This window comes from Autumnicola patrickiae, from assembly GCF_031846525.1.
In the GTDB taxonomy this organism is placed as follows: Bacteria; Bacteroidota; Bacteroidia; order Flavobacteriales; family Flavobacteriaceae; genus Autumnicola; species Autumnicola patrickiae.
On sequence record NZ_JAVRHM010000008.1, the window covers coordinates 37,306 to 62,392 of the forward strand.

A 25,087-nucleotide genomic window follows, 5' to 3' on the forward strand; every position below is an offset into this window, starting at 1 on the left:
AATAAACTACTAATTATCAAAATATGCGGATAACAAAACAACGAGTAGATAAAATAACGAAACCACGAACTAACGAATAATGTATGGCTGACAGTTTCGAAAGTCTGGAGTGTTGGCAAAGATGTAAAGAATTGAAGATGTTTTTAAAAGAGAATGTTCTTTCCAAATTACCAGCTTCAGAGCGATATGAATTATATAGTCAGATTTTACGGGCGTCCAGATCGTCCACTGCTAATATAGCTGAAGGATGGGGCAGATACCATTTTAAAGATAATATAAAATTTTTGGTGAATGCACGTGGATCAATAGCTGAAATTTTAGATCATTCAATAGAAGCTGAATCCTGAAATTATTTTGATGAAGATACTTTAAAGGAAATCCGTAGTCAAACTACCCGATGCCTTCAGGTAATGGCTATATTAGATATTTACGAAAATCAAATGAGTAGATACGTACAATTATTTAAAGAACGAACTAATGAATTCACGAACTAACGAAATATGAAGATTAAGAATATATGCTGCATCGGTGCAGGTTACGTAGGAGGGCCAACAATGGCCGTAATCGCTCAAAAATGTCCTAGTGTGGATGTTACTGTGGTTGATATTAATGAGAAAAGAATAGCTGCCTGGAATGATCCAGACGTGGAGAATATTCCAATTTATGAACCGGGTCTTTCTGATATCGTTAAGGAAGCAAGGGATAGAAATCTTTTCTTTTCAACAGATGTGAATGCTGCTATTGATAAGGCCGATATGATTTTTATTTCGGTAAATACACCAACCAAGACTTACGGAATAGGAAAAGGAATGGCAGCTGATTTAAAGTGGATAGAGCTATGTGCCCGACAAATCGCTGAAGTAGCTAAGAATGATAAAATTATTGTTGAAAAATCGACACTTCCTGTACGTACAGCTGCTGCATTAAAAGATATACTCGATAATACAGGAAATGGTGTGAAATTCCAGATCCTTTCTAATCCGGAATTTCTTGCTGAAGGAACTGCCGTAGAGGATTTGAAAAAGCCGGATAGGGTGCTGATAGGTGGTGACATAGATACTCCGGAAGGGAAAGAGGCTATGGAGGCTTTAGTTAATATTTATGCATCCTGGGTGCCTAAAGAAAATATTTTAACCACAAATGTATGGTCTTCGGAATTATCTAAGCTTACTGCCAACGCCTTTCTTGCACAGCGGGTTTCCAGTATTAACGCGATGTCTGAACTTTGTGAAAAAACTGGCGCTGATGTCAACGAAGTTGCAAAAGCGGTAGGAATGGACAGCAGGGTAGGTCCAAAATTCTTAAAAGCTTCTGTGGGGTTTGGGGGATCATGCTTTCAGAAGGATATTCTGAACCTTGTTTACATAGCTAAGACTTTTGGGTTAAATGAAGTGGCTGATTACTGGGAACAGGTAATTATTATGAACGACCACCAAAAAAGAAGATTTGCTGCCAATATTGTAAAAACTCTCTATAATACCGTTTCCGGGAAGAAAATTGCCATTTTGGGATGGGCCTTTAAAAAAGACACAAATGACACAAGGGAATCAGCGGCTATTTATGTTACCGATTATTTGTTAAATGAGCAGGCAGAGGTTGTGGTTTATGACCCTAAAGTAAATTCGGAACAGGTCTATGCCGATTTGGAATATTTATGCACCCATAGCAATGAAGAAATTCGCGAAAGGGTAAAAGTGGTGACAAGTGCAGAAGAAGCCTGTAAGGATGCTCATGCAATTGCTGTTTTAACAGAATGGGATGAATTTAAAGAGCTGGATTGGAAAGAAGTTTACGAAAATATGCTAAAACCGGCATTCTTGTTTGACGGGAGAAGATTATTGAATAGAAAAACAAAGGAAGATATTGGATTTGAGTTTTATGCAATTGGAAGCTGATCAAATTACTTTTGAGGCAGAAATTTAAAAGACGTTCTGTCTTTTTAGGCTAGATGTTATTTTCCTCCTAAACATTTTCTTAAGTTCAGAAAATACCACGAAACAATTATTAGGAGATTATAAGTAAGCATTGCTGTAGGATTAAACATTTTTGTTTAAAAATTTTGCGTTCATGAAAAACATTCTGGAAAAGAACAATTATAATTCTCTCTCGTCTTCCACTTTTGGGTAAATCTTACAAGCGACATATCGCTAAATCTATTACCTGGAGAATTATAGGCACTCTCGACACTATTTTGCTATCGTGGTTAATTTCCGGAAATCCCTATACCGGAATCAAGATTGGTTTAGCTGAAGTGGTAACAAAAATGCTACTTTATTATTTGCACGAGAGAGTGTGGTTTAAAATAAGAGCTGGAATTACCGAAAATGGAGATAGTAAAAGGAGACATATTTCAAAAACAGTGACATGGAGAGTTGTGGGCACGATTGATACTATGTTGTTAGCTTGGTTTATTTCTGGAAATGCAATGGTTGGTCTACAGGTTGGTGGAGCAGAAGTAGTAACAAAAATGATTTTATATTATCTTCATGAACGAATGTGGTATCAACTGGACTTTGGATTAGACAAAAGAAGAAAAGAAGGAACAAGCACATAATATTTAATCAATTTTGCATTATGAAAAATATAACTCCCCATAATTTTTATATCGATAAAGAAGAGCGTAATAAACAGAATGGGCATAATTCTTTGGTGGTGTGGTTTACTGGGCTTTCAGGATCCGGTAAATCCACACTTGCTAACCAGGTGGAAAAGAAATTGTTTGAAAAAGGAATTAAAACTTTTTCTTTAGATGGTGATAATATACGATCTGGCCTTAACAGAGATCTAGGATTTTCTCCTGAGGAGAGGGAAGAGAATTTACGTAGAATAGCCGAGGTTGCCAAACTTTTTATAAAGGCTGGTACGGTGGTAATTGCTTCTTTTATTTCTCCTTTAAAAAAAGATAGGGATAGATTGAAAGAAATTGTGGGAGTGGAAAATTTTGTAGAAGTATTTGTAAATACTTCGCTTGAGGAATGTGAACGTCGTGATGTAAAAGGATTATATAAAAAGGCCAGGTCGGGAGAGATTAAAAATTTTACAGGCATTGATGCACCTTATGAAAACCCAATTGATCCTGAATTAAAAATCAATACCGAAGAAGAAAATTTGGAAGACGCAATAAAAAGGATAGTTTTACATTTACAAGACAAACTGAAAATTTCAGTACAATGAGCAAGTATTATTTGAATTATTTAGACGAATTAGAATCTGAAGCCATTTATGTTTTAAGGGAGGTTTGGGCTCAATTTGAGAATCCGGTAATTCTTTTTTCGGGAGGAAAAGATTCCATTCTTGTCACACATTTAGCAAAAAGAGCTTTTTATCCTTCCAAAATCCCCTTTGCATTAATGCATGTGGATACCGGACATAATTTTCCAGAAACCATAAAGTTTAGAGATGACCTGGTAGAATCATTAGGAGTGAAACTTATTGTAGGCTCTGTTCAGGATTCGATCAATAAAGGACGAGTTTCCGAAGAAAAAGGAAAAAATGCAACCCGGAATGCTTTGCAAATCACTACCCTCTTGGATGCCATTGAGGAGAATAAGATAGATTGTGCCATAGGTGGGGGTAGAAGAGATGAAGAAAAAGCCAGGGCAAAAGAAAGATTCTTTTCACATCGTGATGATTTTGGTCAGTGGGATCCAAAAAACCAACGTCCGGAATTATGGAATTTACTTAATGGAGAACATTTTGAAGGAGAACATTTTAGGGCTTTTCCAATCAGTAATTGGACCGAAATGGATGTATGGAATTACATAAAAAGGGAGAATATAAACATTCCTTCTTTATATCTTGCACATGAAAGGGGAGTAGTTTGGAGGAGTAACTCGTGGATCCCTGTTTCTGAATTCCTTAAACTGGAAGAAGGGGAACAGGTTGTTACCAAGAAAATAAGGTTCAGGACATTGGGTGATATAACAATAACAGGGGGGATAGAATCTGAAGCTGACAGCATAGAAAAAGTGGCTCAGGAAGTTTCTACAATGAGAAGAACAGAGCGTGGTGATCGTTCAGATGATAAGAGGTCAGAGACGGCAATGGAAGATAGGAAGAAACAAGGATACTTTTAATTCCATTGAAAATTTAGCTTTTTAAAAAGAATTAAAAGGATGGAGAATGAAAACCAGAATTTGAATTAACATGGAAATAAACAACAATCAGCTATTACGGTTTACCACTGCCGGAAGTGTGGATGATGGTAAGAGTACACTTATAGGAAGACTTTTGTATGATTCAAAATCAATTTTCGAAGATCAACTGGAGTCCATAACGAAAACAAGTGCCAAAAAAGGCCATGAAGGTGTAGATCTTGCCTTGTTCACAGATGGTTTGAGAGATGAAAGAGAGCAGGGAATTACCATTGACGTAGCTTACCGCTATTTCACAACACCTAAGAGAAAATTCATTATAGCAGATACTCCAGGACATATCCAGTACACCCGAAATATGGTTACAGGGGCTTCTACTGCAAATGCTGCAGTTATTCTCATTGATGCCCGCCATGGGGTTATAGAGCAAACCAAAAGGCATTCTTTTATAGCTTCTTTGTTAAATATACCACATCTTATTGTTTGCATAAACAAAATGGATCTGGTGGATTTTTCTGAAGAACGTTTTAATGAAATCATGAGCCAATTCGAAGAATTTGCATCAAAATTAATAATGAAAGATGTGCGATTTATTCCTATTAGTGCTTTACTTGGAGACAATGTGGTAAATCGTTCAGAGAAAACAGATTGGTACCAGGGAGGAACATTATTGAGCATCTTAGAAACCCTCCATATTAGCAGTGATATCAATAAAATTGATGGTCGTTTTCCTGTTCAAACTGTACTCCGTCCTCAAAGTGAAGAATTCCGCGACTATAGGGGGTATACAGGAAGGATTGCCAGTGGAATATATCGAGTAGCGGATGAAATAGCGGTATTGCCTTCAGGATTTGTTTCAAAGATAAAATCCATTAATGCCGGGGAACAGGAGCTTCTGGAAGCTTATGCCCCTATGTCCATTTCAATGACTTTAGAGGATGATATAGATGTCAGCCGGGGGGATATGATTGTTAAGAAAAATAACCAACCCGAAATGCAGCAGGAATTTGATGTAATGCTATGTTGGTTGAATAACGATTCAGCAAAACCAAGGGCGAAATATAGAATTCTACACACTTCAAAAGAAGAACGTGCTATAATTAAAGAAGTGGTTTATAAAATGGACATAAACCTTTTTGAGCGTGACAGCGAAGACAAAGGTTTGAACATGAATGATATTGCTCGTGTTAAGATAAGAGCCACCCGCAGATTGATGCTCGATTCATACAGGGACAACCGAAATACCGGAAGTCTTATCTTAATTGATGAAAACACCAATGAGACTGTAGCGGCGGGAATGGTCATATAATAAGATTTAAAATGGATAAAAATATTAAGTTGATTTCTATTATGGGGTATGCCAGGAGTGGAACTACTTTTCTGGGAACATACGCCAGTTATTGTGGTGAAAAAATTTTTTATGCCGGGGAGATTGATAAAGGAATAGAGAAATATCTTACAGATAGACCTTCCCTTTGTAGTTGTGGCAAATCATATCAAGAATGCCCCGTGTGGAGCAAAATCCTTCCGGGGATAAGAAGGGAAAATATTGATCTGGAATATATTTTTGACAAAATTCAAGAGTTAACTGGAGCAACTATAATTGTAGATTCGTCTAAAAATCTTGACTATATTAAGAATTTCAAAAAAATATTTAGATCTAACTTTTATACCATTCATTTAAAACGTAATCCAAAAGGAGTAATCCTCTCTAGAATGAATAACCGGATGAGGAGAATTAAAGCTGGCAGGCATCCTAAACCTCAGTTGGCCAACAAATATACGTTAATGGCCTTGTATGATAGTTTTGAATGGATTTACCATAATTACTGGATGGAAAAGGTCAAAGAGAAAGAAAGAAATTTAAATTTGACCTATGATTCTTTTGAAACCGAACTTCCAGAAAAAATAAATGACTTTCTTCAAAAAATGGGTGTTTCCCAAGGTGAAGATTTTCTGGAAAACCATATAGTGTATGGAGCAAAGGGTAGGTTGAATTACAGCAAAGCAATAAAAGTAAATAAAAGCTGGAGAAAAGACTTGAACGGTTATCAAAAAGGATTGGTGGATATTTCAACCTGGCCAATACGGACTTTTTATGGCTATAAATTTTAACAGAAATAGGATAAGCAGTATTTTGCCCTTGTAAATACGTGATTTTACAAAAAAGTTATTATATATGAAAAAGAAAATACTAATTACTGGTGCGGCAGGTTTTATTGGTTTTCATCTTGTAAAACGATTACTTCTTGATGGCTACTATGTAGTTGGTTTAGATAATTTAAATGATTATTATGATCCAAACCTGAAGTATGACAGGTTAAAAGAATTAGGGGTAATAAAGGAGCATTCTGAAAAATATAGTGCGACTGTACAAAGTGCTACTTATGAAAATTTCAAATTTACTAATTTAGATTTACAAGACCGGCAAGAGCTTCCGTTGTTGTTTCATACTGAAGAATTTGATATTGTATGTAATCTGGCAGCGCAGGCAGGGGTGAGGTACAGTATTGAAAATCCCAATGCTTATATTGACAGTAATATTGTTGGTTTTGCTAACTTACTAGAATGTTGTAGACAATATCATGTTAAGCGGCTTGTTTTTGCCAGTAGTTCCAGTGTTTATGGTCAAAACAAGAAAGTGCCTTTTTCAACAGGGGATCAGGTCGATGAGCCGATAAGTCTGTATGCAGCTACAAAAAAATCTAATGAGCTGATGGCTTATACTTATAGTCATTTGTATGATTTTGAAACAATTGGTCTAAGATTTTTTACTGTCTATGGTCCGTGGGGTCGGCCAGATATGGCTATGTTTCTTTTTACAGATGCCATAGATAATGGACGGCCAATTAAAGTTTTTAATGAAGGAAATTTAGAGAGGGATTTTACCTATGTTGATGATATTGTAGAAGGAATAATGCCGGTTATTAATTTGGAGACTACAAGCAATACCCCAAAATATTCATTATACAATATAGGAAATAGCAGTCCGGTTAAATTAATGGATTTTATAACGGAAATAGAGAAGCATCTTGGAAAGAAGGCGCAGAAGGATATGTTACCTATGCAACCAGGAGACGTGGAAAGAACATGGGCAGATGTTACCTCACTTAAGAAAGATTTTGGCTACAATCCCCATACATCGGTTTCTGAAGGGGTTGGTAATTTCGTTAAATGGTATAAAAGCTATTACAAAAAGTGATGAAGTCCTGGGGAATTGATATTTAAATAAACAATTAGTGCATATCTTTAAAAAGCGAATTTGAATTTTTAATCAGCAATGATTCTTATGAGATGAGGAGTTTTTGCATTTCTTTAAGATAAGCTAAGCAGCCTAGTGAATCAGAAGCTTTATCTTTGAACCAGATGAAAATGTTTTGATTAAAAATTGCATTAAATAAAAAAATAATTGATAAAAAACTTCATAAAGAAATATTTCGAAAGCTTTGCCTTTTTTTATTCTTTTCTTCGCTACAGAATCTTTATAATAGTGCTTTTTAATCTATTAATAGGAATTTTGGATGGTTTTGGTTTGACTATGTTTTTGCCATTGTTGCAAATGGTAGATGACTCCTCCTCTGTGGATTCGGAAAGTATGGGAAAATTACGGTTCTTAACCGACTTTTTGGAAGAGTCCAACATACCTATGAGCTTGTTTATTGTGCTGTCTTTTATGACAATTTTCTTTTTTGCAAAAGGTATAGCGCAGTATTTTGCAGGAGTTTATCGGGTAAATGTTCAACAGTGGTTTATCAAGAAACTTCGGGTTACAAATATTAAAGGCCTCAACAATCTTTCTTATAAATATTTCGTAACCTCAGATGTTGGGAGGATCCAAAACACCCTTACCGGGGAAGTAGGTCGTATTTCCGTAGCTTTTACAAATTATTTTAAAGCATTGGAATATGCCATTCTTGTGGTTGTCTACATGATCTTCGCTTTTAGTGTTGATGCACAATTTGCTATTTTGGTGACAATAGGAGGAATATTGACCAATTTTTTATATAAGAAATTGTACAAAAACACCAAAGGGATTTCCCGTACACTAACGGGTGAGAGCAATATATTTCAAGGCTTAATCATACAAAATGTTGCGAATTATAAATACCTAAAGGCCACAGGTTCATTAAAAAGGTATGGTAATAAACTGATCGAATCTGTGGAAAGTATTGAACGTAGCAATAAAAAAATAGGAAAGCTCGATGCTCTGCTTACTGCTGGTAGGGAACCCATTTTAATCGCTGTAGTTGTGGCTGTTATTTTTGTTCAAACCACTTATTTGGGGTCTTCATTGGCGCCAATTCTTATAAGTTTGGTTTTCTTTTATAGAGCTTTGAATTATCTGATGCAAATGCAGGTAAGGTGGAACAAATTCCTTTCTGTTTCAGGGTCTTTGGAAAACATTACAGATTTTGGCAAAGAGTTAAAGGCCAATAAAGAATTTGGGGGCAAGGAAAAGTTGGAAGGTCCAATTAGGAAATTTGAACTACGGGATGTTTCATTTTACTACGATGATTCGCCTGTTTTGCGGAACATTTCCCTTGAAATAAAGGAAAAGCAAACGACAGCCTTTGTAGGCGAAAGTGGGAGTGGGAAAACCACCCTTGTCAATGTTATTGCAGGTTTATTGCCTGTAGATAACGGGAACTTCTTTATTAATGGGCACAAAAGTTCTGATTTGAATATTTCCACTTTGCAGGAGAGAACAGGCTACATAACCCAGGACCCGGTTATCTTTAATGATACTATTTTTAACAACGTAAGTTTTTGGGATGAAAAAACAGAAGAGAACCTGGATAAGTTCTGGAAAGCTGTTAAACAAGCTGCAATTTTGGATTTTGTTAATGAATTATCTGATAAGGAGGATTCAATTCTTGGGAATAATGGAACCAATTTAAGTGGTGGGCAGCGGCAACGAATTTCCATTGCCCGGGAACTATATAAGAATGTTGAAATTTTGATCCTGGATGAGGCTACCTCTGCTTTAGATTCTGAAACCGAGAGGGCAATCCAAGAAAACATTGATGAACTTAAAGGGGAATATACGATATTTATTGTGGCTCATAGAATTTCTACCATAAAAAATGCTGATAGAATTGTGGTTATGAGTCAGGGGGAAATATCGAATGTTGGAGCTTTCAAACTTTTAATGGAGTCATCACCGTACTTTAAGAAGTTAGTAGAACTGCAGGAAGTTTAGAGCTATTCTAAATTTTCCTAAAATTATGACCATTTGAGGCTAAATGATGCTGTCGTCCAAGTTAGATCCATTTTTCCTTGAGTTTAGGGATTGTATAAAATAGTATATTTTTATGAGAAAACGAATAGTTTCTAAAATCAAAAAATTTATTGGTGCGTCTAAATTTAGATGGCTAGGATTAAGAGGGAAAAAACCAATAAGAGTTTACTATTGGAAAAAAAAGGTGAATTTTGGTGATTTGATCACGCCAAGCCTATTAATAAAATTTGGATATGTTCCTGTTTTTTCCAAACCTGATAAAGAAGCACAACTAATTTCAACAGGTAGTTTAATAGAGCATATTAAACCGAATTTTAAGGGCTATATTTTGGGAACGGGCGCTATAAATGAGAAAACTGAAAATTTTTTTCCTAATGCCAAAATTTTAGGATTGAGAGGTGAATTTACAAAAGAGAACCTTGATGTTCAAAAAGAAATAGTTCTTGGAGATCCCGGTTTAATTTCCTCGATCCTTCTTAAGGAAAGATGTAAAAAAGAATTCAGGCTTGGTATTGTCCCGCACTTTTCAGATTTAGAGAATCCTTCGGTGAGTAATCTGGAAAAAAATAATCCTTCTGAAATTACCATTATAGATGTCCGGAACGAACCTGTTCATGTATTATCTCACATGGATAAGTGTGAATATATTTTATCCTCATCCTTACATGGTTTAATATGTGCAGATTCTTTGGGTATTCCTAATAAATGGATTAAACTTTCCCAATTATTGGGAAATGATTTTAAATTTAAAGACTATTATTCCGTTTTTGGTGTTGAGCCTCAGCCTTTAATTATTAACGGAAGTGAATCGCCAGATGAACTTATTTCTCACACAGTTCTTCAAGATCCTAAGAAGTTGGAGAAATTAAAAGGCGATTTGATAAGCGCTTTTGAAAACTTGCACCAAACGATTAACGGGTGATAATTTAATATAGATGAACAGAGTTTTAAATCCGTGAAGAACAATTTTAAAATTTTCGATCAATATAATGAAGAACGATCTTACCGAATTTAAAGTTTCAGTAATTATACCTGTTTACAATGCCGGTCCTTTTGTAGCTAAGGCTGTGCAATCTGCAGTTGATTTACCGGAAGTAGGCGAAATAATTCTTGTTGAAGATAATTCTCCTGATAATGCCCTAGAAGTCTGTCGTGAATTGGAAGCGAAATATGAGAAGATAAAACTGTTGAGACATCCGGGAGGAGATAATAGAGGTGTATCAGCTAGTAGAAATCTTGGTATTGAGAATTCCCGTTTTTCATATATAGCTTTTCTTGATGCTGATGACTGGTATCTTCCCGAACGTTTTAAAAAGGATAAAATCTCCTTTGCTAACTCTCATGACGTAGATGCTGTTTATTCTTTTTCCGTTTTGGAAGAGAATCATGAAAGAACGCATAAAAACCAAAAGACCAAACCAGATATTCGTGAGGAGATAGGTAATGCAGGTATAAAAGAGTTCTATAAATATGCTTTAGAAAAGAGGTGGCCGGATTTTCACACTAATAGTATTACATTAAAAAAGGAATTTTTGGTGAAGGATAAATTATTTGATGAACGTCTTCGATTACATGAAGATTCTGAATTGTGGAAGCGATTAATAAGAAGAGGAAAATTCATGCCTGGTGAAATTTTACATCCTGTAACTATAATTAGGAGACATGACAAAAACACAATAACATCCAGAACTCTCAATTCGAGATTAAAAATGCACGCGGTTTTCATTGACAACATTGGAATAGAAAATTTATACGGATTTGAAAAGAAACATTCAATACGAGATATTGCACGTACTAAAAGCAGGACTAAATCTAACAATTGGGCGAGAAGATTCTTTTTTAGATTAAATTTGATTAAAGCCAAAACAGGGTCTAATAAATTTTTGAGGGAATTTGTGGTAGCTAATTTGAAATAAATTATTAATGCATCTTTTGGAGTAATTTTTCTAAACTTGAGGAGTTAAAAAGTAGAGGTGCTTACCTGAAGCTAGTAGTGCCTCCTGGGACAATAAGCAACCTATGATAAATAATATAGAACTTAAATTTAAGGTTTCAGGGATCATACCTGTCTTTCGAGAAAACCACTTTGTTCGGGAGGCAATAAATTCAGTTTTAGGTCAGGACGAAGTCGGAGAAATCCTTCTGGTGGAAAATGATGCTCTTGAGATATGTGAAGAGATAGAAAATCAAAATGACAAAGTAAAGATAATAACTCCTTCCATTGAAAAGATTGGAAATGTCTCAGCTAATCTTAATTTGGGAATTACAAGATCAAACTTTGATTATGTTGCTTTTTTAGATGCTAATGACTGGTATCTTCCCAACCGTTTTAAGAAAGATCAGGAGATGTTTTTAAAACATGCAAATGCTGATGTTGTTTACTCTTCAGTGCAATCGGGACAAAATAACAATGCTCCTTTAAAGAATGCGAAAATTGGGGATCCAAGAAAGATTATTGGTGAAAATGCAACACCAAAGGAATTTTATAAGTTTTCTCTTCTCGTAAAACAACAACATCCTTCTTTTCATACGAACAGTTTAACTATTAGAAAAAAATTTCTACTCGAAGATAAACTATTCGATGAGCGGCTTAGATTACATCAGGATTCGGAACTGTGGAGACGATTTTTGAGACGTGGTAACTTTTTTGCAGGGAAATTAGAAGAACCTGTAGCAGTGATTCGGGAACATGAAGACAATAGAATCACTTCTCGAACGGTTAAATCAAGGTTGCTAATGTATGCTGTATTTATTGAAAACGTGGGAGTGGCTAATATGTATGGCTTTGAAAAAAAATATCATTTAAAAGAAATTCTTCGTGCCCAAAGCAAACTTCTCGAAAGTAATTGGAAACGGAGAATATTTTTTTATTCACAGCTGACTCTTTCTTTGCTGCAAAAGGATAGCTATTTAAAAAGCTTTACTAGTAATTACCTTTCTAAACAAGAAAATTAGTTCTTTCTGTAAGTAAGCCGAATAATCAGGTGGCATTTTTGTTCTATTGTTCCTGTTAAAGTATAATTAAAATAAAGGCTGTTGCCCTGCTAGGCTCTTTAAAGTTTTTATCTTTAACAATTCTAAAAAATATAAACTCATATATGTTGGATTTATCTGGTAAATCTGTCCTGATTACGGGCGGAACAGGATCATTGGGAAAAGCTTTAACTGCACATATTTTAAAACACTCCCCACAGGTGAAAAGGCTTGTGATCTTTTCAAGAGATGAACAGAAACAATTTGAAATGGCTCAGGAGTATCCCTCCTCCAAATTCCCTCAACTTCGTTTTTTTATTGGTGATGTAAGGGATTACGAAAGGGTGAAAAGAGCTTTTCGCGGGGTCGATTATGTAATCCACGCTGCGGCTATGAAACATGTTCCTATTGCAGAATATAATCCTATGGAATGTGTGAAGACCAACATTCTTGGTGCAGAAAATATCATTAATGCCTGTACAGATTCTGGGGTTACAAGTGTGGTGGCATTATCTACCGACAAAGCGGCGGCCCCTGTGAATTTATATGGGGCTACCAAGCTTGCATCAGATAAACTTTTTGTAGCTGCTAACAATATCGTGGGATCCAATCCTATTCGTTTTTCTGTAGTTAGATATGGAAATGTTATGGGTTCTAATGGTTCGGTAATTCCATTTTTCCTGAAGAAAAGAAAAGAAGGTGTTTTGCCAATTACAGATCCTACCATGACCCGCTTTAATATTTCGTTGCAAGGGGGCGTGGATATGGTAATGCATGCACTCGAAAATGCGTGGGGCGGTGAAATTTTTGTTCCGAAGATCCCATCTTATAAAATAACAGATGTGGCAGAAGCAATTGGACCAGATTGTGAGAAGCCGGTGGTCGGAATTCGTCCGGGGGAAAAGATCCATGAGGAAATGATTACATCTTCCGATTCTTTTTACACCTATGACCTCGGTAAATATTATGCCATCGTTCCTACAACGCACCGTTGGAAAGTAGATGATTTTGTAAAAGAATTTAATGCGGAAAAGGTCCCAATGGGCTTCCGTTATAATTCTGGTGAAAACACCGAATGGGAATCGGTAGAAAGACTAAGGGAGCTTATTAAAGAACATGTAGATCCTACTTTTGAAGCATAACCAAAAATTATGAGGGAAATTATACCATACGGAAGGCAGGATATTACTGAGGAAGATATAAATATCGTGGTCGAGACTTTAAAGTCTGATTACCTAACACAAGGTCCCAGAATTGCAGAATTTGAAGAAGCCTTTGCTGAATATTGTGGAAGCAAATATGCAGTTGCCGTTTCCAACGGCACGGCTGCGCTTCATCTCTGTGCGCTTTCGTTAGATGTTCAAAAAGGCGATAAAGTCATTACGACACCTATCACTTTTGCTGCTTCTGCAAACTGCGTAAGGTATTGCGGTGGGGAAGTGGTTTTTGCTGATATAGATCCTGACTCTTATTTGCTCGACATAAATAAAGTTCGCGAACTTCTTGAAAATGCTCCTAAAGGTACCTATAAAGGGATTATTCCTGTAGATTTTGCAGGAAGGGCTGTCAACCTTGAAGCTTTCAGAAAATTAGCAGATGAACACGGTTTGTGGATTATTGAAGATTCCTGTCATGCGCCCGGTGGATATTTTGAAGATTCCAAAGGAAACAAGCAAATCTGTGGAAATGGAAAATTTGCAGAACTTTCCATTTTTTCTTTTCACCCAGTGAAGCATATCGCCAGTGGGGAAGGCGGAATGATCACTACTGATGATGAGGAACTTTATGAGAAGTTACTGCAATTAAGGACCCACGGAATTGTGAAGGGCGACGAAAAATATCAAAATTCAATAGAATTTGCTACAGGATCTTCTGTCATGTCGAAGGGAGTCGAGACATATCCTAACTGGTATATGGAAATGCAGGATCTTGGATATAACTATAGAATAACCGATTTTCAGGCTGCTCTAGGTTCGAGTCAATTAAAAAGGGCAGATGATGGTTTGGAACGACGTCGGGAGCTGGCTTCACAATATTACAAAGCTTTTCAGGATAAAGGCTATATTAAAGGACAATCTGGCGTAGTGGAAGGCCATGCATACCACCTCTACATCATTGAAGTGGAAGATAGGATGGGATTGTACAACTTCTTGCGGGAGCAAAACATTTTTGCCCAAATCCATTATATTCCCTGCCACCTGATGCCTTATTACAGGCAATTTGGCTGGAAAGAAGGTGATCTGCCCAATTCCGAAGAATATTATATGCATTGTATAAGTTTACCTATGTTTCCAACCCTTACCAATGAAGAACAATCTTTTGTTATTGAAAAGGTAAATTCATTTTATGAAGGTTAGTGAAAAGTTAGGTTTAGGTACAGTTCAATTTGGATTATCTTATGGGATATCCAACAAACATGGGAAAACTTCAAAGGAGGAAGTACAAAAAATCCTAAGTTCAGCCCGGGAGAATGGCATTGAAATGCTGGATTCTGCTTCTGCTTATGGAAATGCAGAAGAAGTGCTTGGGACAAGTCATATCAGCAGTTTTAAGTTGGTGTCCAAATTTTTGCCTCCTTTGGAAGGAGAAAAAGTTTTAGATCAACTTAGAAAAAGTTTCGAAAACCTGCGCTTGGATCATATATATGGATATTTAGCGCATCGTCCAATTGAACTTTTAAACCACCCGGAACAGTGGGAGGAGTTGCAAAACTTTAAAGCTGAAGGAACAGTAGAAAAGATCGGATTTTCTCTAAATGAACCTGAAGAACTGGAAAAGCTTTTGGAAAAAGGGTACAAACCTGATTTGGTGCAGGTGCCATACAATTATTTTGACAGGAGGTTTGAATCTGCAATTCAGAAATTGAAGGAGCAAGGTTGTGAAATCCATACAAGATCTGCCTTTTTGCAGGGTTTGTTTTTTATGGATCCCAATGAACTGAGTGAATATTTTGACGAAGTAAAATCCCTTCTAAAGCAGCTTCGGGAAATAGAATTATTAAATGGTGCTTTATTAAAGTTTGTACTGGAAAGACCTTTTATAGATAAGGTGATTACAGGGGTAGAGAATGAAGCTCAATTACTGCAAAATATCGACAGTATTGAAAAAGCACCTGCTTTACCAAAACTCACAGAAACTGTATCAGACAATGTTTTAATACCCTCCAGATGGGCAAAAAGTTAAGAATAGGAGTAATAGGAATGAGCGAAGGAAATGGACATCCATATTCCTGGAGCGCCATTTTTAATGGTTACAATCCCGAAGCGATGAAGGATTGTCCTTTTCCTGTGATCCCTGACTACCTTGCCAAACAGGATTTTCCGGAGGATAGCCTTGGGAAATATGGAGAGGTAACCCACATTTGGACACAAAACAAGAAGATTTCTGAACATATTGCTGCGGCTTCAAAAATATCGAATGTTGTTGATAATTTAGAAGATATGGTTGGCGCGGTAGATGCCATCCTATTGGCTCGCGACGATGCTGAAAACCATAAGCAGATGGCAGAACCTTTTATTAAAGCCGGACTTCCGGTTTTTATTGATAAACCATTTGCATTAAGTATAGAGGACGCGGAAGAAATGTTGTCCTGGCGAACATACGATACTCAAATCTACTCCTGTTCTGCCATTCGTTTTGCTGAAGAATTGAAACTGAACAAGGAAGAAAAAGAGGAATTGGGCAGCATCCAGTATGTTGAAGCTTCTATCGGCAAATACTGGGATACCTATGCAATCCATGTGCTGGAACCTATTGTGGCACAATTTCCGGAGCGTGGTCAATTGGTGCAGGTAAAGAGCATTAGGAATGGGGATATCCACCAGGGACTGGTTCAATGGGAAAACCTAAATGCTTATATTAAAGTAACCGGAAAAGTGAAATCACCCTTTGCCATTACTTTTTATGGGGATGAAAGCAGCATTACCAAGAAATTCAGTAGTACGTTCGCTTCTTTTAAAAGATCACTCTACGAATTTGTGCATCAGGTGATCAACAAAGAACAACGAATAGAATTGGAAGAAACGCTGGAGTTGGTAAAAATCATTGAACAGGGAAGGGTATGAGGATATTGTTGATAGGATTGGGTTCTATAGGGCGAAGGCATTTAGGTCATCTAGAGAAAATAGATGGACTAGAACTGGCTGCATTACGGACCAAAAAAGGGGTGTTGAAAGAGGAAAAGGGAATAAAGGAATTCTATGACCTTAATGATGCGCTGGATTTTAATCCTGACGGTGTACTTATCTCCAATCCTACCTCGTTGCACGTGGAAACGGCCATACCATTCCTGGAAAAAGGCATCAGGGTTCTTATCGAAAAACCTATTGATACCTCTGTGGAAAATGCGGAAAGGCTGCGCCCTTACAGCGATTTAATAAGGATTGCTTACTGTATGAGGTTCCATCCGGTTAACCATTTTCTAAAAAATCTGTTTGATAAAGAAGTTCCGTTTAAAGTTGGTTTTAAAAGGTCTTTTTATTTACCAAAATGGCATCCTTATGCAGATTACCGAAAAGAATATACAGCGCAGAAAGCTCTCGGAGGAGGCGTCATTAGGACCCTAAGCCATGAAATTGACCTTTCGCTGGATTGGTTTGGGGAACCTTCGCAAGTATCAGGAGTGGTAGATAAAGTTTCCTTTTTGGAACTTGATACAGATGATTATGCTTTTTTCACTACAAAAACCAAAGACACAATATTAAATTTTGAATTGGATTTCTTTTCCCCGGTCAATGTAAAAGTTTTTGAGGCATTTACAAATAAAGGCAAATATGAGTGGGGCTCCAACGATGTCTTTTTTACAGCGTATGAAGGAAGCGAAAAAGAAAAAGTATTTTCTTCACCAGATGATGCATATACGCAGATGTATCAGGACCAGATGGTAGATTTTTGCCGGTTTGCTTCTGGAAAGGAAAGTTTAAATGCGACCTTAGAAGATGGTATTAATGTCTTAAAAATTATTGAGCAAGTTGAAAACAGATAAAAAAGTAGTAGCGATAATTCCGGCGAGGGGAGGTTCCAAAAGGATCCCGAAAAAGAACATTGTAGATTTCAATGGCAAGCCATTGATTGCCTGGACCATTGAAGCTGCAAAAAAATCCGGATTGTTTGAGAAAATTGTGGTTAGCACAGATTCTTCTGAAATTGCAGAAGTAGCCAAAAGATACGGTGCTGAAGTTCCTTTTTTGAGGGATACTGCAGCAGATGACCACAGTCCCGTAAGTGAAGCCACTTTAAGAACAATCCTGCAGTTGGAAGAGAACGGGGAATATTTTGACGAGGTAGTACAGCTTTTCGCTGTATGTCCTCTCCGGGATGCTTCAGATATTAAAGAGAGTTACCAATTTTTTAAAGATAAAGAGGTTCCTTTCGTGTTATCTTGTTATAAATATGTTTGGATGAATCCGTGGTGGGCGGTGACGCTGAATGAAAAAAATCAGCCCAACTGGATCCTGAAAGATACCAGGAAAAGGTCCCAGGACCTGCCGGATCTTTTTTCCCCAACGGGAGCCATCTGGATTGCCAATATTGAGGACTTAAAAAGGGACAAAACCTTTTATGGTAAAGATCATATTTTCTGGGAAATGGATTGGAAAAAAGCGGTGGATATAGATAATTATGAAGATTTGGAACTGGCTACAGCTTTAAAAAGCCTTTTGTAAATCCGCCGCTCAATAAATACCTGCTATGGAAACCAAGAAAGAATTTATTAAGAGATTGCCCGAATTGGAAGCTCCTGAAGGTTTTTCCTGGAACCTTATTAGTAAGGAATATGCACCGGCAGTAGTAAAATGGAGGAACGATCCTGCAATTCTTTCTTTTATGGAAATGGACAATAAGTTGAAACTTGAAGATCAACTGAATTTCCTGGAGAATTACGATGCATTTGATCGGGTGGACATTATCCTCTCTGCAGATAAACCTGTAGGAGTTTTCAACATTAAAAATTTTGAAAGCCATCCGGAGTATGGAGCCATAATGGGCGAGGCCGATTATAGGGGAAAAGGGCTGGGTTCTCAGGTAAAGTTATTGATTTTTAAATATTGGTTTTTGACATTGAACAAGGAAGAAATCTTTGTGAGGAATAAATTGTCCAATGATAAAGTAATAAAATCTAATGAAGGTTGGGGTTTTAAAAGATTTAAAGAAGAAGGAAACTTCATTATGCTCAGGTTAAAAAAACAGGATTTTCTGGATAAAAAACTTCAGCAATGAAAGTCTTTTTTCTAAGCGAATATTCCAGGAACGTAGGTTTTGGGCATTTGAGCAGGTGTTCCTCCCTGGCAGATGCTTTTCTGCAGAAAGGTTATAAGGTTGTTTTTTTGATCAGGGAGTGGAAAGATGAAGCATTGAACCTGGATTACCCAAAGAAAAAGGTGGAATGGCAAAATATTGACGAAATAAGGACGCTGGTTTTAAAAGAAGATCTTATTGTTTTCGATTCTTATAAGGTCCCCGTGGAAACCCTTGACAACATAGCTGCAGAATTTCGCTATGTATTATCCATAGCTGATTCAAAGCTGAATTTTTCAAACAAAGGTGTTGTGGTACTTGGAAGTGTGTATGGAAAAGAAATGGACTTTTCTTCTTTCGGTAACAATGAAATTGATTTCCTGACAGGACCAGAATATGTGCTTTTCAGAAAAAAATTTTGGAACATTGAAAAAAGAAAACTGCAAAATACTATTGAAACAGTTCTCATTAGTTTAGGAGGGCATGCAAATAGCCATGTGCTCGAGAGGGTGATCGCAACTTTATCACTTCACTTGAACAATGCGGCTATAAAAATACTTGGCAATGCCGATATTCAGGTTCCGGACAGGGTTAAAATGTTGGGGTTTTTAAATCCATCAGATTTGCTGAAGGAATACAAATCGGCAGACCTGGTGGTCACGAATGGAGGACAAAGCCTTAATGAGGTGATTTTGTTGGGCATTCCAGCAATAGGTATTTCTGTAGTCGATAACCAAAACAAGAATCTACAAACCTGGAACGAATTGGGTGTGTTAAAGAATAATATAAATTTAGGTTCTGAGGATTTTCCGAAGGAGTTGGAAGATTCAATAATCGATATGAAAGATCTTTCCATGCGGATGGAACGTACTGCAAGAGGAAATAATATTGTAGACTATAAAGGAGCATTAAGAGTAGTAGAGTATACAGAGAAGAAATGGGACAAAGCATAGGAAAGTAACATTACAAATGTTAACTTAACTGAGAACTATTTTTATGGAATAAACCAAATAAAGACAAAATGAAAGAGAGTAATTTATATATCATAGCAGAATTATCTGCCAACCATAACAATGATTTTGATTTGGCTGTAAAAACCATTGAGGCAATGGCAAAAGCAGGAGCCGACGCTGTAAAGGTTCAGACTTATACTGCAGATGCCATGACCATAGACGTGAAGGATGAAGATAATCCTTATTTTCAACCAAAAGATTCAGGATTATGGAAAGGCTACAGGCTCTATGATTTATATACAGAAGCTTCCATGCCGTATGAGTGGCAACCAAAACTTCAAAAAATATCGGAAGATTTAGGAATGGAATTTTTTAGTTCCCCGTTTGATATAGATGGCGTGGATTTCCTGGAAACACTTAATGTGCCACGGTACAAAATTGCTTCATTTGAAATCACAGATATTCCGTTGATCAAACATGCGGCTTCAAAGATGAAGCCTATGATCATTTCCACAGGTTTGGCAGAGATCGAGGATATTGAGTTGGCAGTGCAAGCCTGTAGGGAAGTTGGTAATGATGATATTACCTTATTAAAATGTACTTCACAATATCCTGCCACTGTTGAAGATGCAAACCTCTTGACTATGCCGGATATTAAGGAAAGGTTTGGTGTTAAGGTGGGGGTTTCAGACCATACAATGGGAAGCACCGTACCAGTGGTTGCAGTAAGCCTCGGAGCGCAAGTGATTGAAAAACATTTTATCCTGGAACGTTCACAAGGAGGTGCCGATTCAGCTTTTTCAATGGAACCTGATGAATTTGCTGCAATGGTGAAAGCTGCCCGGGAAGCTGAAAAAGCATTGGGGCAAGTGGTTTATGAAGTAACCGAACCCAACAAAACAAGAAGAAGATCGCTTTTTGTGGTAGAAGATATTAAAGAAGGAGAAGTTTTTTCTGAAAAGAATATACGATCTATACGGCCAGGACATGGCTTAGCACCAAAATATTATACTTCTGTATTAGGAAAAAAAGCCACACAGGATATTAAACGTGGTCAGCCTCTGTCCAAAGAACATTTTGAATAGAATTCTTTATTGATTTTTAACCATGATGTTCATTGATTCTTTGTTTAAAGTTAAACGATAGTACCGGAAATGGAAACTTTTATTATTTTATCGGAGAAAAGTTGGCATAAACCCCTCTATGAATCCCTGAAAAAAAAACTTTCGGAGTATCATTGGGTTTTAATAGATGAAAAAGACCGGTTTGCTTTAGATAAATTAGAAGAACTTCAACCCGGTAAAATATTCATTCCACATTGGTCCTATATTATTCCGGCTTCGATCTATGAAAAGTTCGAGTGCGTGGTTTTCCACGAAACAGATCTTCCTCACGGAAGGGGAGGGAGCCCTATTCAGAATTTAATTGCACGAGGTATAAACAATACTAAAATTTCAGCTTTAAAAGCGGGAAAAGGATTGGATACCGGACCCATATATTTGAAAAAGGATTTAAACCTAAATGGTACCACAAAGGAAATTTTTCTGCGTTGCTCCGGGATAATTGAAGAAATGATCGAAGAAATTATTCAGGAAGATATCAAACCTGTTCCGCAGGAAGGGGATATAGTGGAATTCAAAAGGAGAAAGCCTGAAGACGGTGACCTTAACCGGCTGTCTGAAACAGGAAAGGTGTACGATTTTATCAGGATGCTGGACTGTGAAGGATATCCGGCGGCTTATATTGAAAATGAGCATTTTCGGTTCGAGTTTACCAGGGCTTCATTAAAATCAGAAAAAGAAATTATAGCAGATGTTAGAATCATTAAGAAATAAAAAAATTTTAGTCGTAGTAGCTCATCCCGATGATGAACTTCTAGGTTTGGGGGCTACAATGTATCAGTTAAATAAAGATTATTCCTGTGAAACCAGGGTGATTATCCTTGGGGAAGGCATCACTTCGAGGGCAGAAGTGAGGGATCCTGAAAAATGGGAGAAAGAGCTAAAAATTCATAGGGAGAATATAAAAAATGCACAGGAAGCAATAGGGTATGGCTCTGTAGGTATTTATGATTTTCCCGATAATCGTTTTGATACTGTTTCTTTGTTGGACATCATCAAAGTTATTGAAAAGGAAAAGCAGGATTTTGATCCGGAAGTGGTCTTTACACACCACGGTGGGGATGTGAATGTTGATCACCAACGCACCTTTGAGGCTGTGGTAACAGCTACCCGACCTATGAAAGATGAGCGGGTGAAAACAGTGATCACATTTGAAACCCCTTCAGGAACCGAATGGCGTGCCGCTACAGATCCACGGCACTTTGTGCCAAACATGTACGTAAGTGTAAGTGAAGAAGCAATTGAAGCAAAAATAAAGGGAATGGAAAGCTACGAATTTGAAAAAAGGCAGTATCCGCACCCACGTTCTCCTGAAGCTTTAAAAATCCAGGCACAACGGTGGGGAATTGCTGTGGGCAAAGATTTTGCAGAAGCCTTTACAGTTGTGAGAAGCATAAACTAAGATTTTAAAAATGCACTGAATGGCATCGAAAAGAAATAGGAACCTTTTTTTAATCACCAATACCACACATCTCTTAAATGTCAAAACTTATATTGACACCCATGCTGATGCAGATAATTATATGGTGCTAAACATTAGAAGGTTTCCTGGCCATGAAGAATTTTGTAATAGAATAAAACAGGATCCCGAAATTGAACTATTGGATGTAATCTATGTAGATAAACAAAGAAAGCCTCCGTTCCATTACCTTGATATTTTTTCGACAATGTTCAAGGTGAAACAAATAAAGGGGAAGCAAAAATCTTTCGATAATGTCTTTTTTTCTAATTACAATTCCTGGATTCAGCATTACATTTTAAAGCAGTACAATCCCCAGAAAACAGTTTTGATTAGTGATGGTACTGGGATCATACCTATTGCTTCTTTGAGGAAAGAGGACAAAACCATTCCATTTAAGGGCAGTAAATTTTTCATTAACAAAATCCTCGGTTTATCCCCTGTAGAAAATTTGCACTTTTATTCGCCCTGGGAGCTGGATATTGCAGCATCAGATTCTGTAGAGGTTTTTAATTTTAAATCTTCCGCTAATACAAAAATCAAAAAAGATAAAATTTATTTTGTAGGGAGTCCGCTTGTAGAACTTGGTTATCTTGATAAAGAAAAACACCTTGCTTATCTAAAAATGATCAGGAGTCGGTTTCCAGATGGGGAATTCTCCTACTTTTCCCATCGCCGGGAAAAAGATGAAAATTTGAAAGAATATGAATTCTTTGGAAAGATTGTTCGTGACAACATACCCTTTGAGGAAAGAATGGAAGTGGAAAATGAATTGCCAGGCATGGTAATTTCTTACATATCTTCAGTATTGATAAACCTGCCGCAGGTATACCCACAATTGGAGTTTTACTACCTTTCCTTAGGTGAAGGGGATATTCCTGAAGGGACTAAATTCAAAGACCGTTATGATATGTTGGAAGAAAATTTCAATAAAATGAAAAGGGATAATTTCAAGGAATTAAAATTAGATAAATAAATTTATGAGGGATTTTTCAGTAATAATACCTACCTACAACAATGCAATTACAGTAATTAAATCTATTAATTGTGTTTTGAAACAAACCTTCACCAATTGGGAATTAGTTATTGTAGATGATGGTTCAACGGACGATACAGAAAAGCAAATTGCTCCATTTTTAGAAGATCAGAGGATAAAGTATGTCAAACAAAAGAACCAGGGAGTTACTGTAGCCAGGAACCACGGAGTTTCCGTAACAACTGGAGAATTTATTTGTTTTCTCGATAGCGATGACCAGGTAAGCGAGAATTGGTTAAAAGATTTTTATGATGTGAAGGAGGCTGATACAGGTTATATAAGTTGTGGTTACATTATAAGAGGTGAGAAATTGTTCCCAAGAATAAAAAATAAAATTTCAGATTCAAAATATTCTTCTTTAGCAGGAACTTTTTCCATAAGAAGAGATGTTTTTAATCAAATAGACGGTTATGATACCTTATTATCACAAAGTACAAACTGGGAAATGACTGCTCGTGCTGTTGAATATTGTAAAAAACAAAACCTCGGCATTGACTATACAAATAACTGCAATTTTGAATACAATGTACATAATGATCCTGTGAGGAAAAAAGCACGGGATAGACAAAGAGCAGAAGCTACTTTATATTTACATAATAAGTATAAAGATTCAGGAGTTCTTCATTTTAGAAAAAATGGGTTTTTAAAATCTTCAGCAATAAATTATGTGAGGGTAGGTGAAATAAAAAAAAGTAGAGAGGTATTCCACAAGCTATTAAAAGAAGATTTTTCATTAAAAAATGTGGCTAACTTAATAGCTTTCGAAATTCCATTCGTAAGAAAAAAATTGTGGGTTAGAAAATTTCCTAATAAAGAGTAGATTAATGAAAGTATTATTTGTAATTGATACTATAAATGGATCGGGTGCAGAGCGGAGTTTGGTTGAAATATCTCAGCATTTCAAGAACTATACTCCTGTTTTTGTACACCTATACAAAGGCGACCAATTAAAACCAAATTTGGAGGAAGCGGGAATAAAAGTTTATTCGTTGAATATCCCGGGACCCAGAAATTTTTCAAAGGCAGCAAAGGAACTGGAAAAAATCTATGAAAAGGAGAAACCGGATATTATCCATTCCACTTTGTTCAGATCTGATGCTGTAACACGTAAGTTAAAATCGAACTATGACATTCCTTTGATAAGTAGTTTTGTAAATAATTCTTACAATAGACTACGTTTCCAGAATCAACCACTTTCAATGCAGATCAAATTGAAATTGGTGCAGTTTTATGATACCTATACATCTAAGAAAGTAGATTTCTTTATCTCAAATTCTGAAACTATAAAGCAATCAAAGGCGAAATCTACGCTGGTGAATTTAGATAAAGTCAAAGTGATTTACAGGGGGAGAGATATTGATAAATTCACAAACGTAGGGCAAACTGAAGATTTAGAAGTTTTAAAAAAATCCTTGGGAATCGAAAACAAAAAGGTGTTGCTAAATGTTAGCCGACTCATTGAAAGGAAAGGGCAGTTAGATATGGTAAATTCCATGCCGGCTATTCTTAAAAAGTTTCCTGATACTGTACTCCTTATCGCTGGGCACGGTGTTTTTGAAGAAAAATTGAAGAACCGTGCAGAGGAACTGGGTCTTGAAGATGAAATCAAAGTATTGGGAAGACGACCAGACGTGCCGCAACTGCTGTCTATTGCAGATCTTTTTGTGTACCCCAGTTATTTTGAAGGTTTGCCGGGTGCATTAATAGAAGCGATGTTAACGGAAAAAATTATTGTTTGCTCCGATATTCCTGAAAATATGGAATGTGTAGATGAAAATTCTGCCATAATATTTAAAAGGGGGGACGTGAAGGACCTCACCGAAAAAGTTTTGGCTGTTATGGAGGATGAGCAGAAGTTTAAAGCATTGGGGAAAAATGCCAGGGAGATTGCTGTAGGAAAATTTGATATTAATCAAATAGCAATGGAATATGAAAAGACCTACGGGCAATTGATAGCATCCAAAAAACATTAAAAGGG

Annotated in this window: 26 protein-coding genes; all 26 read left to right on the forward strand. The window is 36.7% G+C overall.

Annotated elements, in window-relative coordinates; translation table 11 throughout:
• Positions 1 to 83 precede the first annotated feature (83 nt).
• The 26 genes from RM549_RS08365 to RM549_RS08490 all read left to right on the forward strand — a co-directional run bounded on the left by RM549_RS08365 (position 84) and on the right by RM549_RS08490 (position 25,082).
• Complete coding sequence (locus RM549_RS08365; RefSeq protein WP_311683683.1) at positions 84 to 347, forward strand: four helix bundle protein; 264 nt, start codon at positions 84 to 86, stop codon at positions 345 to 347.
• Positions 348 to 500: 153 nt separating this feature from the next.
• A complete protein-coding gene (locus tag RM549_RS08370) occupies positions 501 to 1,895 on the forward strand; it encodes a nucleotide sugar dehydrogenase (protein WP_311683685.1) in 1,395 nt (464 codons plus the stop codon).
• Between the two features lie 224 nt (positions 1,896 to 2,119).
• Positions 2,120 to 2,554: a DUF2061 domain-containing protein gene (locus tag RM549_RS08375; protein ID WP_311683687.1), complete on the forward strand. Its 435-nt coding sequence runs from the start codon at positions 2,120 to 2,122 to the stop codon at positions 2,552 to 2,554.
• Positions 2,555 to 2,574: 20 nt separating this feature from the next.
• Positions 2,575 to 3,174 (forward strand): adenylyl-sulfate kinase, encoded by a 600-nt coding sequence (gene cysC, locus RM549_RS08380; protein WP_432264707.1) that lies wholly within the window; start codon positions 2,575 to 2,577, stop codon positions 3,172 to 3,174.
• Positions 3,171 to 4,076 (forward strand): sulfate adenylyltransferase subunit CysD, encoded by a 906-nt coding sequence (gene cysD, locus RM549_RS08385; RefSeq protein WP_311683689.1) that lies wholly within the window; start codon positions 3,171 to 3,173, stop codon positions 4,074 to 4,076. The genes cysC and cysD overlap by 4 nt, the downstream gene beginning before the upstream one ends.
• Before the next feature lie 70 nt (positions 4,077 to 4,146).
• Positions 4,147 to 5,403 carry a sulfate adenylyltransferase subunit 1 gene (locus tag RM549_RS08390; protein ID WP_311683692.1) on the forward strand — a complete coding sequence of 419 codons (1,257 nt, stop codon included), beginning with the start codon at positions 4,147 to 4,149 and terminating at the stop codon, positions 5,401 to 5,403.
• Between the two features lie 11 nt (positions 5,404 to 5,414).
• A complete protein-coding gene (locus tag RM549_RS08395; protein ID WP_311683694.1) occupies positions 5,415 to 6,209 on the forward strand; it encodes a sulfotransferase domain-containing protein in 795 nt (264 codons plus the stop codon).
• A gap of 64 nt (positions 6,210 to 6,273) precedes the next feature.
• A complete protein-coding gene (locus tag RM549_RS08400) occupies positions 6,274 to 7,296 on the forward strand; it encodes an NAD-dependent epimerase (RefSeq protein ID WP_311683696.1) in 1,023 nt (340 codons plus the stop codon).
• 288 nt (positions 7,297 to 7,584) lie between these two features.
• On the forward strand, positions 7,585 to 9,294 hold the full coding sequence (locus RM549_RS08405; protein ID WP_311683698.1) for an ABC transporter ATP-binding protein: 1,710 nt from the start codon (positions 7,585 to 7,587) through the stop codon (positions 9,292 to 9,294).
• 112 nt (positions 9,295 to 9,406) lie between these two features.
• Positions 9,407 to 10,255, forward strand: a complete 849-nt coding sequence (locus RM549_RS08410; RefSeq protein ID WP_311683701.1) for a polysaccharide pyruvyl transferase family protein — start codon at positions 9,407 to 9,409, stop codon at positions 10,253 to 10,255.
• A gap of 67 nt (positions 10,256 to 10,322) precedes the next feature.
• Positions 10,323 to 11,249 (forward strand): glycosyltransferase family 2 protein, encoded by a 927-nt coding sequence (locus RM549_RS08415; protein ID WP_311683703.1) that lies wholly within the window; start codon positions 10,323 to 10,325, stop codon positions 11,247 to 11,249.
• A 103-nt stretch (positions 11,250 to 11,352) separates the two neighbouring features.
• Entirely contained in the window at positions 11,353 to 12,288 is a 936-nt protein-coding gene (locus RM549_RS08420) for a glycosyltransferase family 2 protein (RefSeq protein ID WP_311683705.1), read from the forward strand.
• 143 nt (positions 12,289 to 12,431) lie between these two features.
• Positions 12,432 to 13,448, forward strand: a complete 1,017-nt coding sequence (gene pseB, locus RM549_RS08425; RefSeq protein ID WP_311683708.1) for a UDP-N-acetylglucosamine 4,6-dehydratase (inverting) — start codon at positions 12,432 to 12,434, stop codon at positions 13,446 to 13,448.
• 9 nt (positions 13,449 to 13,457) lie between these two features.
• Complete coding sequence (gene pseC / locus RM549_RS08430) at positions 13,458 to 14,663, forward strand: UDP-4-amino-4,6-dideoxy-N-acetyl-beta-L-altrosamine transaminase (RefSeq protein WP_311683710.1); 1,206 nt, start codon at positions 13,458 to 13,460, stop codon at positions 14,661 to 14,663.
• Positions 14,653 to 15,489 (forward strand): aldo/keto reductase, encoded by an 837-nt coding sequence (locus tag RM549_RS08435; RefSeq protein ID WP_311683712.1) that lies wholly within the window; start codon positions 14,653 to 14,655, stop codon positions 15,487 to 15,489. Before pseC ends, RM549_RS08435 begins: the two co-directional genes overlap by 11 nt.
• A complete protein-coding gene (locus tag RM549_RS08440) occupies positions 15,474 to 16,370 on the forward strand; it encodes a Gfo/Idh/MocA family oxidoreductase (protein ID WP_311683714.1) in 897 nt (298 codons plus the stop codon). The genes RM549_RS08435 and RM549_RS08440 overlap by 16 nt, the downstream gene beginning before the upstream one ends.
• Positions 16,367 to 17,290 (forward strand): Gfo/Idh/MocA family protein, encoded by a 924-nt coding sequence (locus RM549_RS08445; RefSeq protein ID WP_311683716.1) that lies wholly within the window; start codon positions 16,367 to 16,369, stop codon positions 17,288 to 17,290. Before RM549_RS08440 ends, RM549_RS08445 begins: the two co-directional genes overlap by 4 nt.
• Positions 17,277 to 17,969 (forward strand): acylneuraminate cytidylyltransferase family protein, encoded by a 693-nt coding sequence (locus tag RM549_RS08450; protein WP_311683718.1) that lies wholly within the window; start codon positions 17,277 to 17,279, stop codon positions 17,967 to 17,969. Before RM549_RS08445 ends, RM549_RS08450 begins: the two co-directional genes overlap by 14 nt.
• A gap of 25 nt (positions 17,970 to 17,994) precedes the next feature.
• Positions 17,995 to 18,522, forward strand: a complete 528-nt coding sequence (locus tag RM549_RS08455; protein WP_311683721.1) for a GNAT family N-acetyltransferase — start codon at positions 17,995 to 17,997, stop codon at positions 18,520 to 18,522.
• Positions 18,519 to 19,493, forward strand: coding sequence for a hypothetical protein (locus RM549_RS08460; RefSeq protein WP_311683723.1), 975 nt, complete (start codon positions 18,519 to 18,521; stop codon positions 19,491 to 19,493). Before RM549_RS08455 ends, RM549_RS08460 begins: the two co-directional genes overlap by 4 nt.
• Before the next feature lie 68 nt (positions 19,494 to 19,561).
• A complete protein-coding gene (gene pseI / locus RM549_RS08465; RefSeq protein ID WP_311683725.1) occupies positions 19,562 to 20,578 on the forward strand; it encodes a pseudaminic acid synthase in 1,017 nt (338 codons plus the stop codon).
• A gap of 69 nt (positions 20,579 to 20,647) precedes the next feature.
• Positions 20,648 to 21,328, forward strand: a complete 681-nt coding sequence (locus RM549_RS08470) for a formyl transferase (protein ID WP_311683727.1) — start codon at positions 20,648 to 20,650, stop codon at positions 21,326 to 21,328.
• Positions 21,306 to 22,016 carry a PIG-L deacetylase family protein gene (locus RM549_RS08475; protein ID WP_311683729.1) on the forward strand — a complete coding sequence of 237 codons (711 nt, stop codon included), beginning with the start codon at positions 21,306 to 21,308 and terminating at the stop codon, positions 22,014 to 22,016. The genes RM549_RS08470 and RM549_RS08475 overlap by 23 nt, the downstream gene beginning before the upstream one ends.
• A gap of 19 nt (positions 22,017 to 22,035) precedes the next feature.
• The gene (locus tag RM549_RS08480) at positions 22,036 to 23,049 is read left to right on the forward strand and encodes a glycosyltransferase family 52 (protein ID WP_311683731.1); all 1,014 of its coding nucleotides are present in this window, start codon (positions 22,036 to 22,038) and stop codon (positions 23,047 to 23,049) included.
• 4 nt (positions 23,050 to 23,053) lie between these two features.
• Positions 23,054 to 23,929: a glycosyltransferase family 2 protein gene (locus RM549_RS08485; protein WP_311683733.1), complete on the forward strand. Its 876-nt coding sequence runs from the start codon at positions 23,054 to 23,056 to the stop codon at positions 23,927 to 23,929.
• 4 nt (positions 23,930 to 23,933) lie between these two features.
• Complete coding sequence (locus RM549_RS08490) at positions 23,934 to 25,082, forward strand: glycosyltransferase family 4 protein (protein WP_311683735.1); 1,149 nt, start codon at positions 23,934 to 23,936, stop codon at positions 25,080 to 25,082.
• The last annotated feature ends 5 nt before the right edge of the window (positions 25,083 to 25,087 follow it).

Bases quoted from the DNA above. Each gene is read 5' to 3' on its own strand.
- RM549_RS08365 (WP_311683683.1), top strand. From the start codon at position 84: ATGGCTGACAGTTTCGAAAGTCTGGAGTGTTGGCAAAGATGTAAAGAA.
- RM549_RS08370 (WP_311683685.1), top strand. From the start codon at position 501: ATGAAGATTAAGAATATATGCTGCATCGGTGCAGGTTACGTAGGAGGG.
- cysC (WP_432264707.1), top strand. From the start codon at position 2,575: ATGAAAAATATAACTCCCCATAATTTTTATATCGATAAAGAAGAGCGT.
- cysD (WP_311683689.1), top strand. From the start codon at position 3,171: ATGAGCAAGTATTATTTGAATTATTTAGACGAATTAGAATCTGAAGCC.
- RM549_RS08390 (WP_311683692.1), top strand. From the start codon at position 4,147: ATGGAAATAAACAACAATCAGCTATTACGGTTTACCACTGCCGGAAGT.
- RM549_RS08395 (WP_311683694.1), top strand. From the start codon at position 5,415: ATGGATAAAAATATTAAGTTGATTTCTATTATGGGGTATGCCAGGAGT.
- RM549_RS08400 (WP_311683696.1), top strand. From the start codon at position 6,274: ATGAAAAAGAAAATACTAATTACTGGTGCGGCAGGTTTTATTGGTTTT.
- RM549_RS08410 (WP_311683701.1), top strand. From the start codon at position 9,407: ATGAGAAAACGAATAGTTTCTAAAATCAAAAAATTTATTGGTGCGTCT.
- RM549_RS08415 (WP_311683703.1), top strand. From the start codon at position 10,323: ATGAAGAACGATCTTACCGAATTTAAAGTTTCAGTAATTATACCTGTT.
- RM549_RS08420 (WP_311683705.1), top strand. From the start codon at position 11,353: ATGATAAATAATATAGAACTTAAATTTAAGGTTTCAGGGATCATACCT.
- pseB (WP_311683708.1), top strand. From the start codon at position 12,432: ATGTTGGATTTATCTGGTAAATCTGTCCTGATTACGGGCGGAACAGGA.
- pseC (WP_311683710.1), top strand. From the start codon at position 13,458: ATGAGGGAAATTATACCATACGGAAGGCAGGATATTACTGAGGAAGAT.
- RM549_RS08435 (WP_311683712.1), top strand. From the start codon at position 14,653: ATGAAGGTTAGTGAAAAGTTAGGTTTAGGTACAGTTCAATTTGGATTA.
- RM549_RS08440 (WP_311683714.1), top strand. From the start codon at position 15,474: ATGGGCAAAAAGTTAAGAATAGGAGTAATAGGAATGAGCGAAGGAAAT.
- RM549_RS08445 (WP_311683716.1), top strand. From the start codon at position 16,367: ATGAGGATATTGTTGATAGGATTGGGTTCTATAGGGCGAAGGCATTTA.
- RM549_RS08455 (WP_311683721.1), top strand. From the start codon at position 17,995: ATGGAAACCAAGAAAGAATTTATTAAGAGATTGCCCGAATTGGAAGCT.
- RM549_RS08460 (WP_311683723.1), top strand. From the start codon at position 18,519: ATGAAAGTCTTTTTTCTAAGCGAATATTCCAGGAACGTAGGTTTTGGG.
- pseI (WP_311683725.1), top strand. From the start codon at position 19,562: ATGAAAGAGAGTAATTTATATATCATAGCAGAATTATCTGCCAACCAT.
- RM549_RS08470 (WP_311683727.1), top strand. From the start codon at position 20,648: ATGGAAACTTTTATTATTTTATCGGAGAAAAGTTGGCATAAACCCCTC.
- RM549_RS08475 (WP_311683729.1), top strand. From the start codon at position 21,306: ATGTTAGAATCATTAAGAAATAAAAAAATTTTAGTCGTAGTAGCTCAT.
- RM549_RS08480 (WP_311683731.1), top strand. From the start codon at position 22,036: ATGGCATCGAAAAGAAATAGGAACCTTTTTTTAATCACCAATACCACA.
- RM549_RS08485 (WP_311683733.1), top strand. From the start codon at position 23,054: ATGAGGGATTTTTCAGTAATAATACCTACCTACAACAATGCAATTACA.
- RM549_RS08490 (WP_311683735.1), top strand. From the start codon at position 23,934: ATGAAAGTATTATTTGTAATTGATACTATAAATGGATCGGGTGCAGAG.